Origin of the sequence: Aquimarina mytili (genome assembly GCF_016735115.1) — a bacterium.
Classification (GTDB): domain Bacteria; phylum Bacteroidota; class Bacteroidia; order Flavobacteriales; family Flavobacteriaceae; genus Aquimarina; species Aquimarina mytili.
The window spans coordinates 536,283-552,027 of sequence record NZ_JAERQJ010000002.1 but is presented as its reverse complement, the minus strand read 5'-3'; the positions used below and the strand labels follow the sequence as shown (position 1 = coordinate 552,027).

10 protein-coding genes are annotated in these 15,745 nt (G+C 32.5%); 7 read left to right on the top strand and 3 right to left on the bottom strand.

Features of this window, described 5'->3' with window-relative positions; all coding sequences use genetic code 11:
• Positions 1 to 122: 122 nt before the first annotated feature.
• Positions 123 to 1,145, bottom strand: a complete 1,023-nt coding sequence (gene tsaD / locus JJQ60_RS07270; protein ID WP_201918167.1) for a tRNA (adenosine(37)-N6)-threonylcarbamoyltransferase complex transferase subunit TsaD — start codon at positions 1,143 to 1,145, stop codon at positions 123 to 125.
• A gap of 81 nt (positions 1,146 to 1,226) precedes the next feature.
• Here tsaD and JJQ60_RS07265 point away from each other — a divergent pair, with 81 nt between their 5' ends.
• From JJQ60_RS07265 to JJQ60_RS07255, 3 genes are all read left to right on the top strand, one after another.
• Positions 1,227 to 5,657 carry a translocation/assembly module TamB gene (locus tag JJQ60_RS07265; protein ID WP_201918165.1) on the top strand — a complete coding sequence of 1,477 codons (4,431 nt, stop codon included), beginning with the start codon at positions 1,227 to 1,229 and terminating at the stop codon, positions 5,655 to 5,657.
• 104 nt (positions 5,658 to 5,761) lie between these two features.
• Positions 5,762 to 6,748, top strand: a complete 987-nt coding sequence (pfkA, locus tag JJQ60_RS07260) for a 6-phosphofructokinase (RefSeq protein ID WP_201918163.1) — start codon at positions 5,762 to 5,764, stop codon at positions 6,746 to 6,748.
• Positions 6,749 to 6,931: 183 nt separating this feature from the next.
• Complete coding sequence (locus JJQ60_RS07255) at positions 6,932 to 7,405, top strand: hypothetical protein (RefSeq protein ID WP_201918161.1); 474 nt, start codon at positions 6,932 to 6,934, stop codon at positions 7,403 to 7,405.
• A gap of 761 nt (positions 7,406 to 8,166) precedes the next feature.
• On the opposite strand, the gene JJQ60_RS07250 is transcribed toward JJQ60_RS07255, so the two are convergent.
• Entirely contained in the window at positions 8,167 to 8,547 is a 381-nt protein-coding gene (locus JJQ60_RS07250) for a RidA family protein (protein ID WP_201918159.1), read from the bottom strand.
• 91 nt (positions 8,548 to 8,638) lie between these two features.
• On the bottom strand, positions 8,639 to 11,416 hold the full coding sequence (locus JJQ60_RS07245; RefSeq protein ID WP_201918157.1) for a putative LPS assembly protein LptD: 2,778 nt from the start codon (positions 11,414 to 11,416) through the stop codon (positions 8,639 to 8,641).
• Positions 11,417 to 11,701: 285 nt separating this feature from the next.
• Here JJQ60_RS07245 and JJQ60_RS07240 point away from each other — a divergent pair, with 285 nt between their 5' ends.
• The 4 genes from JJQ60_RS07240 (at position 11,702) to JJQ60_RS07225 (ending at position 15,707) form a co-directional block, all read left to right on the top strand.
• A complete protein-coding gene (locus JJQ60_RS07240; protein ID WP_201918155.1) occupies positions 11,702 to 12,832 on the top strand; it encodes an N-acetylmuramoyl-L-alanine amidase family protein in 1,131 nt (376 codons plus the stop codon).
• A gap of 86 nt (positions 12,833 to 12,918) precedes the next feature.
• A complete protein-coding gene (locus tag JJQ60_RS07235) occupies positions 12,919 to 13,869 on the top strand; it encodes an MlaD family protein (RefSeq protein ID WP_201918153.1) in 951 nt (316 codons plus the stop codon).
• Between the two features lie 6 nt (positions 13,870 to 13,875).
• Positions 13,876 to 15,201, top strand: a complete 1,326-nt coding sequence (locus JJQ60_RS07230) for a (Fe-S)-binding protein (protein WP_201918151.1) — start codon at positions 13,876 to 13,878, stop codon at positions 15,199 to 15,201.
• Positions 15,202 to 15,260: 59 nt separating this feature from the next.
• On the top strand, positions 15,261 to 15,707 hold the full coding sequence (locus JJQ60_RS07225; RefSeq protein ID WP_201918149.1) for an LNS2 domain-containing protein: 447 nt from the start codon (positions 15,261 to 15,263) through the stop codon (positions 15,705 to 15,707).
• The last annotated feature ends 38 nt before the right edge of the window (positions 15,708 to 15,745 follow it).

Below are 15,745 nucleotides of genomic sequence, written 5' to 3'. Positions count from 1 at the left end.
TTAATAGGTACAAAGTCGTTAATGTTACGTTGTAAGAAGTCGTAAAGTTATAAAGTTTTAAATGATCCGATTTTATATATGTTTAAGTTTTCAATTTTATTTATAAAATCACATCAAACTTCTCAGAACTTAATTCGGGCTTTAGCAACTACAGCCATATCTGTAAAATCTTTTTTCAAATATTTTAAATATCCTACAATAGCAATCATAGCAGCATTATCTGTGGTATATTCAAACTTAGGTACATAGGTTTTCCAACCATACTTGTGTTCGCCTTCTTTTAATGCTTTTCTGATACCAGAATTAGCTGAAACTCCACCGCCAATAGCAATATGTTTAATACCCGTTTGTTTTGAAGCTTTTTTCAACTTATCAATAAGAATATTAATAATCGTGTACTGCAAAGAGGCGCAAATATCATTCAGGTTTTCTTCTATAAAATTTGGGTTTTCTTTCACCATTTTTTGAATAAAATACAATACAGAAGTCTTAAGTCCACTGAAGCTAAAGTTTAATTCGCCAACCTTTGGTTTTGGAAATGGAAATGCTTTAGGATTACCTAATTGAGCGTAACGATCTATTAAGGGGCCACCGGGATAAGGTAATCCAAGTATTTTGGCACTTTTATCAAAGGCTTCTCCAACAGCATCATCGATAGTTTCTCCAATGATTTCCATATCAAAATGATCATTTACCTTTACAATTTGTGTATGTCCGCCACTAATTGTCATTGCTAAAAATGGAAATTCTGGTTTGTCAAATTCATCTTCATCAATAAAATGAGCCAGAATATGTGCTTGCATATGATTGACATCAATTAGTGGGATATCTAATGCTAAAGCAAGTGATTTAGCGAATGATGTTCCGACCAATAATGACCCCATCAATCCTGGGCCTCTTGTAAATGCAATTGCGCTAAGATCTTTCTTGTCAATATTTGCTTGTTTTATGGCTTGATCTATAACAGGAACAATGTTCTGTTGATGCGCTCTGGACGCTAATTCGGGTACTACACCACCATATTGTTCATGTATTTTTTGTGAAGCTACAACATTTGATAAAACTTTTCCGTTGCATAATATAGCCGCAGAAGTATCATCGCAAGAAGATTCAATACCAAGAATGTATATTTTTTGTGGATTCATTATGAGGAAAAGGGCATAGAAATTGTTAATATTGTCTACAAAGTTAAAACAATAAAACGGATCAAAAAATTAAGGAAAATATTGTTAAGGGTATTTCTTACCCTTTTATCACTTTTTGCATTTCTAGTGGTCGTATTTTCTATTCCTGCTTTGCAAACTTTTCTGGGTAAAAAGGCTACTAATTATCTTAAATCTACATATGATGTCGATATAGCGATCAATAAAATCGGCCTAACCTATGCCGGAAATATTGCACTAAAAGAAGTTTTTGTAAAAGATCATCATGCCGATACCCTTATGTATGCCGCTAGTATAGAAACTTCTATCGGTAGTATGAACGATGTGTTGGATAATAGACCAGAACTTGGAGATGTTTTGATTGAGGACCTGGTTTTTAATATGAAAATATACAAGGATGAACAAAGTGATAATCTTATGACTTTGATCAGAAAGTTTAATTCTGGTACTACAAAACCATCTGGCAAACGTTTCCTGTTAACTACACGTAATATTATTCTTAATCAAGGTTCATATAAGTTTACTAACGAAAATTTGAGGGCAACAGAAATAGTATATTACAAAAATATCTTTTTGGATGCCGAAAATCTAATGGTCGACGGACCAGATGTATATATTGATATTAGTAGTTTAGCTTTTAATGACCAACGTGGAATGAACATTTCGAGGTTGCAAACGTGTTTTGTAATTAAACCTGAAGAAATGAATTTTCAAGAACTGGTTATTGAAACGCCAGATTCTAAAATAGAAGGAGAAGTATTGTTTTCTTTTGAAGAGGGTGGACTTAGCGATTTTGAAAACAAAGTAAATATTAATGCAAGTTTTAATAGCGCCGTGGTTTCTACCAATGATTTGATTCCTTTTTATCGAGAATTTGGAAAAGACAGAAAGTTGAGACTAAGAAATACTTCGGTGAGAGGTGTTTTAAATGATTTTAAGATTGTAAATGCCAATATTTCTGGTTTAGATCGGTCTATAATAAAAGGAGATATACGAATTAAAAATGTTGTTTCTAATGCTTCAAAATTTGAACTTGAAGGAGATTTTGAAAACCTTACTACCAATTATTATGATTTGGTGAACCTATTACCTAGGGTATTGGGTAACTCTCTTCCAAGAAAATTATATCAGTTTGGTAGTGTGCGGGCTGTTGGTAATGCTATTGTTACTACAAAAGCTGTAGATGTTGATATGGATTTGTTTTCGCAATTAGGAAAAATAAATGCCTTTGTTTTATTAGAAAAATTGAACAACCTAAACGAAGCTACATATAATGGAAATGTTATTTCTAACAACTTTAATGTAGGTCAATTATTAGGAAGAAAATCTATTGGTAGTGCGTCTTTTGATATTCATGTTGACGGAAGCGGTTTTAATCTAGAAAGTTTAAATACCAAAATAGAAGGAGATATTAATGCATTAGAAATTAATGGATACACATATACAAATCTAAAAGCATTAGGAAATCTTAAAGATAGGGTGTTTGATGGAAAACTGGATTCTAGTGATCCCAATGTAAGGTTCACTTTTAACGGGGTAGCAAATTTGGCAGAAGAAATACATAATTATGATTTTGTGGCTAATGTCGATCATATAGACCTTAATAAGATTAACGTATTTACCAGGGACAGCATTTCAGTATTTAACGGGGATGTATTTATGAATATGAAAGGAAGAGGTATTAATGACGTATTTGGTACTATTTCTTTTCAAAAAACATTGTATACGAATCAAAATGCTGGATATTACTTCGAAGATTTTGATATCACATCAAGTTTTGATGAAAATAACGTAAGAACCATTACTATTAATAGTCCTGATATTGTAGATGGTAGTGTGAAAGGGGTTTTTAGATTTGAAAACGTATATGATTTATTTAGAAACTCGATAGGAAGTCTATATACCAATTTTGAAGCGACCGAAATTACAGATGATGAGTTTATGGAATTCAACTTTAACATCTATAATAAAATAGTGGATGTGTTTTTTCCTGAAATCCAATTTGCACCAAATACCATTATAAAAGGAAAAGTAGAAAGTAATGAATCAGAGTTTAAACTTACCTTCAAATCACCTTCTATTCAGATTTTTGATAACCTGATGCAGGATGTAGATATTCAGGTAGATAATAAAAACCCGCTGTTTAATACCTATGTAGCTATAGATAGTGTAGATTCAAAATATTATGATGTTTCAGAGTTCAGTTTGATTAATGTTACATTAAAAGATACTCTATTTATGCACTCTGAATTTAAAGGAGGGAAAAATAATGAGGATAATTTTAATTTAGAATTTTATCACACTATTAATGAAGAAAATAATTCTGTAGTAGGGTTACGAAAATCTGATTTTACCTACAAAGGGTATACCTGGTATGCAAATAAAGAAAAAGATAAAAATACAAACAAGGTAGTTTTTGATAATGACTTTAGCAGTATTGATATACAATCTATTATCCTTAGTTATATGGATGAAGAAATAAAGGTAGATGGTACTACAAAAGGAAAAGATTATAAAAACTTGAAAGCAACATTTACTGATGTAGACCTTAATAAAATTACTCCAAGAATCGATAGTTTAAAATTTGATGGACGAGTAGATGGAGAATTATCCATTGTACAGGAAGCTGGAAATTATTTTCCTAACTCTAAAATTATTGTCGACAATCTAGCAATTAACAAAACCTCATTAGGAGAACTAAGACTCAATGTAGCCGGTAATTCGGATCTTACCGAATATAATATTAATACCAGGCTAATAAATGATGCTAATAAAAGAACATTATCGGCATTAGGATCTATAATTGTTTCCAAAGAAAACCCATCAATAGATCTAGATCTGGATTTAGATAAGTTAGATGTTTCAGAGTTTAGCGCATTAGGGGGAATTGTAATTTCTAATATCAGAGGATTTGTAACAGGCAAAGCCAAAGTATCTGGAAATTACAAAAATCCCGATATCAATGGAGTACTAAGTCTTAGTAAAGCCGGGCTTACAGTGCCATATCTTAATGTTGATTTAGATTTTGATGATAATTCTAGAGTGATATTAAACAAACAACGTTTTGATTTTGATAATATTAATATCACAGATACAAAACATAAAACTAAAGGGGTTCTTGGGGGCTATATTGCACATAGACGCTTTTCAAAGTGGGAAATGGGACTAGAGCTCCTGGCAAATGAACGGTTATTGGTGTTAGATACTGAAGAAGATGAAGAATCACTATACTATGGTACAGGTTTTATTAGTGGCGAAGCTACTATTAAAGGCCCAACAGATGAGTTAGTAATTGATGTAAATGCTACAACAGAAGAAGGTACTGTATTCAAAATTCCTCTTAATGATACAGAATCAATAGGTGATAATAATTCTATACATTTTTTAAGCCCAGAAGAAAAACGTGCACGATTAGAGGGGAAAGAGATCATTTTAGAAGATATAAAAGGATTAGAGCTTAATTTTGAATTGGACGTAAATAAGAATGCAGAAGTAGAAATTGTAGTTGATAAAAACACTGGAAGCTCTTTAAAGGGAAGAGGGGCAGGGACCTTGCTTATAGAAATCAATACCAACGGAAAATTTAATATGTGGGGGGATTTTGTGGCATATGAAGGAACCTACAATTTTAGATACGGAGCATTTGTCGAAAAACTATTTACCGTACGTGATGGTGGAACAATAAACTGGGATGGGAGTCCAACAAGAGCTGTTCTGGACATGAGTGCCGTATATAAAACTGAAGCAAATCCTGCAATTTTACTAGAAAACTCTTCGATTAATCGTAAAATACCAATCGAGGTAGTTGTTGACTTACAAGGAGAGCTAATTCAACCTAATCTAAATTTTGATATAGAGTTTCCTAATCTAAGCTCTGTAGTAAAGAGTGAGTTGGATTATAAGTTGAATGACCAATCTAATAAAGAACTTCAAGCCATATCACTAGTGTCTTCTGGACAGTTTTATAGCGGTACACTTGATGCCAATGCAATAACAGGAGGTATAGTGGCTGAGAGAGCATCAAGCCTTTTTAATAATATCCTTTCTGATAAAGATGATAAATTTCAAGTAGGGCTAAATTATGTGCAAGGAGTTCGAACCTTAGATCAGGAGAATGCTGATCAATTTGGTTTAACGCTTTCTACTCAGATTAATAAACGAATCCTGATCAATGGTAGAGTTGGGGTTCCTATTGGTGGAGTAAATGAATCTAATGTTGTTGGAGATGTTGAGGTAGAATACCTTTTTAATGAAGATGGATCATTACGAGGTAAGATTTTTAATCGCGAAAATGATATTCAATTTATTGGGGCTGCAAATCAAGTATATGAGCAAGGATTAGGGTTGTCCTACTCAGTAGATTTTGACAATTTTAAAGAACTCTGGGCTAAGATTTTTAAGGCTAAAAAAGCGAAAGATTCCATAGCAAAACCTATAGATACAGTCAAAATTGAAACTCCGAATTTTATTAACTTTACAGAAAAGAATAAATAATTCATTCATAAATATTTGATAGTTATTTATGAATTGCAGTTCTCGTCATCCCGGTTTATGCCGGGATCCATATGTTTTAATAACAAACTAAACAACAAAATTACATGGCAAAAGAAATTAGAACAATTGGTGTTATGACTTCTGGAGGGGATTCTCCTGGTATGAATGCCGCTATACGTGCGGTGGCAAGGGCTTGTGCATATTATAATGTAAAATGCATAGGTTTTTATAGAGGATATCAAGGAATGATAGAAGGGGATCACTGCATACTAAATGCTCGTAGTGTAAGAAATATTATAAGCAGGGGAGGAACAATTCTTAAATCTGCACGATCAAAAGATTTTAGAACTGTAGAAGGCAGAAAAAAAGCAGCAGAACATCTTAAAAAGCTCGAAGTAGATGCTATGGTGCTTATCGGTGGAGATGGAACTTTTAGAGGAGGCGAGATTTTTAGTAAAGAATATGATATTCCGATAATTGGCGTGCCTGGTACCATAGACAATGATATTGCAGGTACAAATTATACGATAGGATATGATACTGCATTAAACACTGTTATTAATGCAATAGATAAAATAAGAGATACAGCAAGCTCACATGATCGATTATTCTTTATAGAAGTTATGGGACGAGATGCAGGTTTTATAGCTCTTAATACCGGTGTTGGTGCTGGTGCAGAAGAAATATTAATCCCTGAAGAAAACTTAGGACTTGATCGGTTGTTAGAATCACTTAAACGTAGTAAAAGATCTGGAAAATCTTCAAGTATTGTTGTCGTTAGCGAAGGAGACAAAATAGGTAAAAATGTATACGAACTTGCAGATTATGTTACTGATAATTTACCAGATTATGATGTGCGAGTAACTGTATTAGGACATATGCAACGAGGTGGTTCTCCAACATGTTTTGATAGAACGTTGGCAAGTAGACTTTGCGTTAAAGCAGTAGAGTTATTATTGGATGGAGAAAAAAATGTGATGGTAGGTATTATTAATAATGAAATTTCTGCAACTACTTTTGATGTAGGATTAAAAGAAGATCATGGTATCAACAGAGAACTTCTACGTATTTCAGATATCCTTTCTACATAAGTATATTTCGAAAAAGTAGGCAATAATCAAATATTATATATTAAGGGGTAAATACCCCTTTTGATTTGGAGTTAAACCCCCGATTAGGTGTAGAAACAAATTCTTAGATTCGCAATTTAAAGTATATGTTGTTTGAAGAAATGGCATAAAGAATAGTAAGAACCCCAAAATGATTGCCCCAAAATGAAAACTTTATTTTTATCCGTATTTGACGGGTTATTTTCTTCGCATACCAAAGAAAATTCCAAAAAAACAGAAAATAATCTGTTTTTGACTTCTACAAATCCTACAACAGGAAGAACGCTTATAATAGAAGAATATACATATTCCGTATGGGCATATATGTTACGTTCTGATAAAGAAGCAATTGATTTTGAAGGTTATTTGTGCACCGTAGTCGATCCAAAATCTATAGATTTTAGTACCGATAAGACATCTAAGAATAAGAAGGAAGTACCATTACCTCCTACATTGGTTAGTCGTTATAGTTATATTAGAAATCTGAAAAAAGAAGATGTACATATCAATTGGAAAGAAGAGCAAGCAATTATACATATAAGAAACAAACCATATTTAATTATGGATGTTATTACAAAAACAAGCTACTCCAAAGGCCTTGCATACGATTGTGAGTATGGTAAAGTTTTAGAACTGTAAATTTGATATTAGATTAAATATGAATTTATTTTTTCTTGAAAGAGTCGCTCATTAGCTATATCTCGGATTATATATATGCTATTTATAAAACCAAAAAGCGAGATGATTTCACCTCGCTTTTTCCACACTGTCCCAATCCTATAATGGATTGTTATTTCCTGCATTAGATTTTATCTATGTATTGCATAACTACAAGATGCAGGAAGTTCTTTTAAAAAGTTAATAATTGGCTCAAAGTTAAATCCGAATGTAATGTAATAAGTTTTCATAAGATATAATTTTAAAATGTTTGTTTCTTGTTTGGTATAGTATAAACAATTGCCGTGCCAAAAAACGAAAAAGCTTGTGAAGTACTTATTTTACTGATGCTTTCAAAATGTGATTTTCAATAAAATATAGAGGTGCTTATGTCGAAATATTGAAAATTATAAGTATTATACTTGAAATTCTAAAAGAAATTACCTGCTAATTATATAAGGGGAGAATAAAAAAATCGATCTTTTCATATCATGAAAAGATCGATAAAAGTGAGTTTTAACAACCATAATATTTTTGGCTAAGTCACAGGTTTGCATTGTATTAACGTGATTGTTATGAAAATATTTTACGTAAGTATTTGATTTTGTGATTTTTGCAGGTGTAAATGATGCTTTGTAGAATTGTGTTTTATATCGAAAGTATTGCGAGATAATTTAAGTTTTTAGAAATACAGAACCCTGAGATTTGTCTCAGGGTTTTGTGTTCTATATAAATATGATTTTCTACTGTACCGCAATCACAGAAATTTCAACATTAACAAATTTTGGTAATGCAGCTACAGCGACAGTCTCTCTTGCAGGTGCAGTATCTTCATTAAAATATTTTCCATAAACCTCATTTACCAAGGCAAAATTATTCATGTCGCTAAGAAAAATCGTTGTTTTAATCACATTTTCGAATGTCATACCTACTTCATCCAGAATTGCTTTAAGATTTTGCATTACCTGTTCTGTTTCGGTTTTGATATCATCAAGAACCAAATCTCCTGTAGTAGGATTAATAGCTACCTGACCAGAAGTATAAAGCGTATTTCCGTTTAAAATAGCCTGGCTATAAGGACCAATAGGCGCAGGGGCTTTTGATGTCGTTATAATTTTTTTCATGCGAAGTATATTTTATAATTAATTTATAATTTTCTCAAACCTGATCCCGAACTTTTCAATGGAGTCAAACTCTCGTTAATCCAATTAGCAATTATAATTGTCTGTCCGGTTCTCTTCGTTTATCATATTTAATATCACTAAGTACAGATGATTTAATACCTATGAAGAAATTCCAGGATGTTCTTTCACTAAAGGGAATCCAATTAAAACTCATTGTCCAACTTTCTAAATCCCGTTGAAATCTTAAGTTGGTAAATGTAAATCCAGGGTTTTTAAGGTCATAACCAGACGAAACGCCTACAGACCATCTGGGGGCAAGTTCTACATCTCCAGAAAATTGAATAGAATGGGAAGATATTTCATTTTGCCTGGCATTATTACTATAATTCACATTATAGGCCAATCGTAATGACCAGGGTATTTTATAGTTATAGTTTTTAACATCTTTATCCGATTTCTTTTCTTTATCTCGAACAAAAGATTGCGCTTCTCTAAAATCAGTTCCGGCACCAAAAAGATTATCAGGTCTTCCTTCGTTTCTAAAGTTTTGGTTTTCTAGGGGATCCTCGTTAACCGCTCCTTTTTCAAAATCGGTGTTTGAAAATGAATATCCAAAATTAGCACTAGCTCTTGTAAGCCTAAATAAACTACCGCCATTGTCTATATTCCAGACATCAATTTTACGATTGTTATTATCAAGTGCATAAGGGTCTAATTGTGCATTGAAATTTATGTCTAATTTATTCTGTATAATGGGGATATTACCACTAATGGATAAAGGACTTAGTTTTAAAGAATCTCCGGCAATATTGTAGGCAGTACTAAAATTAAGGTTATTTAATAATGTGATTTTTTTAGGTTCGGTTGCTGTAGTATCCCTACTTTTTACCTTCATTTCTATATTATTACTCAAAGAAAATCCGATACTGCTTGAAAATACATTACTTGGAGCACCAAAAAAACCACCTTCGAATCTAGAATATTCCACGACTTCGGTTTCATCAATATCTGTGGTGTTAGGATTGTCAGTAACCGTATAGGTGTCATAAAATTGATCAAAAGCCGGGTTAATACTATAGCTTACCGATGGCCTCATTGTATGGCGAATAGCCTGTATTCTTTTCCCTTTTTTAAAATTGAAAGTACCATAAATCGTTGTTCCTAAACTTGCGCTAAAATTATACGTTCTATAGGTATCAAAACCTGTTATTGTATCTCTAACAACTTCACCGGCTCCTTCATTTGCTGTAGAATCATAAGTTTGTTTTATAGTTTCAAAAACCCAGTTTTCCTGAAAATTTGTCCCAGCAGTGGCACTTAGATATTTTAGTATTTTAAAATTCGTACTTAACGGAATTGAATGTTGCATTCCTATTCGAGAATCTTCAAACATTTCAGAAGAAAAAAGAGCATCATCATCAGTTGTGATCCTGTTTTCTCCTCTAAAATTATATTGTGTATTTATGTTATGTATAATTCCTTTTTTAACACCAACTTTTGGTGCAAAAGGAAATATTCTTGATACACTAGCATTTACATTAGGTAAAGATAGGTTAACAATACCTGTATTGGTATTAGAGTTATGAGTTGCTGCCAGATTGAAATTAACTTGTGGGTCACCTTGAAATGTTCGGGCATACGATATCGATGAACTAATCTGATTATTCAAAAAATTACCGGTATTCAGTTGATTCGTGGATTGTTGAAAAAAATCGCTACTACCAAAGTTAACAGAAGCCGAAAATCGGGAGTTTGGATTTGCTTTAGCATCCTGACTGTGGGTCCATTGTATATTATAGGTTGTAGTTCTTGAAAAATCAGGGAAACCTCTTTCACTTTGTAAATTATTTTCAAATCTAAATCTAAGATTACCCCTAAACCTATATCGTAGGGCATAGGCAGATTCTACAGCAAAAGTATAACTACCATTGGTGTAATAGTCTCCAAGAAGTGTTAAATCTACATAGTCGCTAATGGCAAAATAATATCCACCATTTTGAAGAAAATACCCTCGTCTACTTTCTTCTCCGGGATTGGGAATAATAAACCCTGATGTTCTGTCCTCTGTTAATGGAAAATACCCAAATGGCAACCCAAGAGGTGTTGGAACATCAGCAATAAACATATTTACCAGGCCAGTTACAATTTTCTTTTTAGGAACAAACTTAATCCTGCGTGCATAGAAATAATATTCTGGATCTTCGATATTTTCAGAAGTAGTGAATTTTACATTTTTCATGTAAATAACAGAATCATTTTCACGTTTTGATACTTCATTTTTGATTTTAAACCCGTTTTGTTCGGTTCTAGAGTTAAATATTAATGCTTTTTCAGTATCAAAATTAAAACGAATGGAATCTGGTTCTACAACATTTTGTGCCTGTTTAAAAATTGGTGGTTGGGTGTACTCGCCTAAAGAGTCTTTAATTCCATAGGCATATACTTCATTTTTCTCATTATCCACAATAATGGATCCTGCATTGATCTGCATATCACCATAAATGATTTCTGCTTGATTATAGAGATACATTTTATTTTCTCTACGACTTAATCGCATATAGTCTGTAGCTTTATAATCAACTTTATCGGTAAGTAATTGTGGTTCTGGTGCTAACGTGTCTTTTTTTGTTGTATCCTGGGCTTTTTCGTTTAATAGTTGCTCAGGATCAACTTTGATTTCATTGGCTGTAGTGATACTATCTTTCTGTGCAGGAATGGGTACCTCTGTAGTCTTGTTTGTTTCTTGCGCAGTAATTTGACAAATACAAAACAGTGAAAAACTTAGTGAATAAAGTATGTAGCGTACCGTTGTTTGCAATGGTTTAAATCCTATTTTTGTAAAACTATGGCTTAGTTTTTGAAGTGCCAAAATTACATATATTTTTTGTGCTTAGATTGCAATTGATGAAAAAATAAAAAAATATGTTGATCGTATAACTCTAAAGCCATTTAAACGAAGAGGGTATGTATATGTTTTATAAATCATAATCTTACTACTTTTAAGTTGTTATTAAATACTGAAATATTTAGGGAATGTTTCAAATTAGTAGTCAAATTATTTAACTAATGCATAGTATTAAACTAAAAAAATAGCTAATTGTTACATATTAGTAAGTGATTGTAAATGATTATTGGAGAAAAATTGAATAGACACATGAGAAGACGGAATATTGGATATGGTATTTTCCTTACGGGCTTATTTTTTTTAATTTCTACCGTTACTACTTCAGCTTTTTCGCAAGAGAAAGAAAAGTTTGTAGTTGTTTTGGATGCCGGACATGGTGGACATGATTCTGGTAATAGAGGTAATGGATATAAAGAGAAAGAAATAGCACTTAATGTAGTCCTATCTGTAGGGGCTACTTTAGAGAAAGATCCAAGATTTAAAGTAGTGTATACTCGAAAAACAGATGAATTTATCGAATTGCATGAACGAGGTAGAATAGCAAATAAAGCCAACGCAGACTTATTTGTATCTGTACATTGTAATTCTCATAGATCTCAGGCTTATGGTACTGAAACTTTTGTACTTGGATTGCATGCTAATGATGAAAATTTTAATGTAGCCAAAAATGAAAACTCTGTAATCCTTTTAGAGGATAATTATGAAGCTAATTATGATGGTTTCGATCCAAACTCTCCAGAGTCGATAATTGGATTAACACTAATGCAGGAAGAATATCTGGATCAAAGTCTGACGCTCGCTAGTTTTGTTCAAAACAGATTTAAAAAGTCATTAGAAAGAAAGAGTAGAGGAGTTAAACAAGCTGGTTTTGTTGTATTACATCAAACATATATGCCGAGTGTTTTAATAGAACTTGGTTTTCTTACTAATAATAGTGAAGGAAAGTATCTTAATTCAAAAAAAGGGCAAGACGATATGGCAAAGTCAATTACGACCTCTATTGTCGATTACAAAGAAAGTCTTGATGCAATATATTTTGTGCCAAAACCCGAAACTCCACAAGAAGCCGGTAATGTAACTGCCGAAATGGAAGGTGATAAAGTGTATGAAGATATAACATTTAAAGTTCAAATTGCCGCAGGTTCAACCGATATAGAGCTTCAACCATTTAATTTTAATGGCTTAGATCAATTGTCAAAAATTAAAATTGGAGATCTATATAAATATTACTTCGGAAGCACTCCTAACTACACGCTAATACAAGAATTAAAAGAAATTGCTGTGGGCAAAGGATTTGATTCTAGCTTTGTTGTAGCTTTTCGCAATAATGAATCAATTCCGTTGACAGATGCGTTAAAAGCTAACACTTCTTCGAATTAATCTAAATAAATACTGAGAATTCATTAAAGAATAATCAGTAGATATGTATTTTTTATTCTAAATTTGTGTCCTAAATTTAAACTATTTTGAAATTTACTCGAGAAGTCAAGACAGGAATCTTAGCTATTTGTGCCATTGCACTTTTAATTTTTGGATATAGTTTTTTGAAAGGGAAAAACCTATTGGAAAATGATCGAACGTTTTATGCACTCTATGATAATGTAGAGGGTTTGATTCCATCTTCACCAGTTACTATAAACGGCTTAGTCGTAGGGCAAGTTGTATCTATTGATTTTGCAGATTCTAAAGGGACTTTGATGGTAGAGTTTAATGTAGATAGTGATTTCTCTTTTTCAAGAAATAGTGAAGCCAAAGTGTATGGAGGAGGATTAATAGGAGGGAAATCCCTTGCTATTATTCCTAAATATGAAAAAGGACTTGAAGCTAAAGATAAGGATACATTACCAGGTAGAATAGAAGCTGGGTTACTAGAATTGGTAAACGATAGATTAACACCCTTACAAGAAAAACTTGAAGCCGCTATTACTGATGCAGATACCTTGTTAACATCGGTTAACGGTATCTTAAATGTTGATAATCAAAATAATCTGAACTCAATTTTTAGAGATTTAAGTATCAGTGTAAAACAATTTAAAGGCACATCAATCAAAATAAATAGATTGTTAGAGCAAAATGAAGAAAAGCTTAATAAAGCTTTTACAAATGCAGATGAAATCTCTACAAAACTTAATAAGGTTTCAGATTCTCTGGCTCAAATTAATGTGAAACAGATTGGAAAAGAACTTGAAGTGGTATTAGCTAATTTTGAAAAGATATCCAGAGATCTTAATGATGGAAAGGGTACTGCGGGTAAGTTACTTAAAGACGATAAATTATATAATAATTTAGAAAAAACCACTAAAGAATTAGAACTCCTTCTTCAGGATTTAAGATTAAATCCAACCAGATATATTAATGTATCTGTTTTTGGGAAAAAGAATAAACCCTATAAAAAACCGACAGACTCAATAAATTAAAAGATTATGCAATATATACCTAATATCCTATTTGTAATTGCTTTAGTAGCCGGTATTGGATATTTTACAAAAAACATTCGTAAAGTTATTCGCAATATTCGTCTGGGTAAAGATGTGGATCGTTCTGATAATAAAGGAGAAAGATTTAAGAATATGGCAATGATTGCTTTAGGGCAGTCTAAAATGGTAAGACGCCCTGTGTCCGGAATATTACATATTGTAGTCTATCTAGGTTTTATCATTATTAATATCGAAGTTCTGGAAATTATAATCGATGGTATTTTTGGAACACATAGAATTTTTGCTTTTTTAGGAGGGTTCTATGATTTTTTAATAGCATCTTTTGAAATATTAGCTTTTCTTGTACTTGTTGGTGTTATTTTATTTTGGATCCGTCGTAACGTAATAAAACTAAAACGTTTTTGGAATCCTGAGATGAAAGGTTGGCCACAAAATGATGGAAATTTGATCTTGTATTTTGAAATGGTTTTAATGACATTGTTTTTAACTATGAATGCTGCTGATCTACAACTACAAGAATTGGGAGCAGATCATTATATTAAGGCAGGAGCATATCCCATTAGTCAATTTATTTCACCACTTTTTAATGGAATGTCTGAAGGGAGCTTAATACTTTTAGAAAGATCCGCTTGGTGGCTACATATTTTAGGAATTTTAGTCTTTTTGAATTATTTATATTTTTCAAAACATTTACATATTCTATTGGCTTTCCCTAATACCTATTTCGGTGATTTGAATCCTAAAGGAAAAATAGATAATTTAGATGCTGTGACTAGCGAAGTTATGTTAATGATGGATCCTAATGCAGATCCTTTTGCGGCCCCTGCAGAAGATGAAGAAGAGGCAGAACCTTCAACATTCGGAGCCTCGGATGTTACAGATCTTAACTGGGCACAATTACTTAATGCGTATACTTGTACTGAGTGTGGACGTTGTACCAGTGAATGCCCCGCGAACCAGACAGGAAAGAAACTTTCGCCTCGTAAAATCATGATGGATACCAGAGATCGTCTAAAAGAAGTAGGAGACAATATAGATAAGAATGGTAGTTTTGTGGATGATGGTAAAAAATTATTAAACGATTATATTTCACCAGAAGAATTATGGGCATGTACAAGTTGTAATGCATGTGTAGAGGCTTGTCCTGTAAGTATTAGCCCGTTATCGATAATAATAGATATGAGAAGGTATTTAGTTATGGAAGAAAGCGCTGCACCAACAGAACTAAATGTAATGATGTCCAATATCGAAAATAATGGAGCTCCATGGCCATTCAACCAAATGGATAGAGTAAACTGGAGTAACGAATAAATAATAGTAACCAAAAATTAACCAAATAAACCCTTAAAAATTAAGAGAAAAAAGAAGTTATGAAGAAGGAAGAAGTAGAAAAATTATTGCATGACAAAGTAGAAGCAGGAGAACATATAAGTCCTGTATTGCCAGAAGGTATAAAAAATTATCTGATCGATATCGATGGCACAATTACCGAAGATGTACCTAATGAAGAACCAGAACGTATGGTTACTTGTGAACCATTTCCTGATGCTTTAGCTACATTAAATAAATGGTTTGATGAAGGACATATTATATGCTTCTTTACCTCAAGAACCGAAGATCATAGGGAGGTAACCGAAACTTGGTTAACAAAGCACGGTTTTAAATACCACAGCCTATTAATGGGTAAACCAAGAGGAGGGAACTATCATTGGATTGATAATCACTTGGTTAAAGCAACTCGTTATACCGGTAAATTTACAGAATTGGTAGAAAGAGTGGTGACTATCGAGGTTTTTGATGATGGAAAACACGATTAATAAAAAGGTTATATTTTAAACGCCTTAGAATATAGACT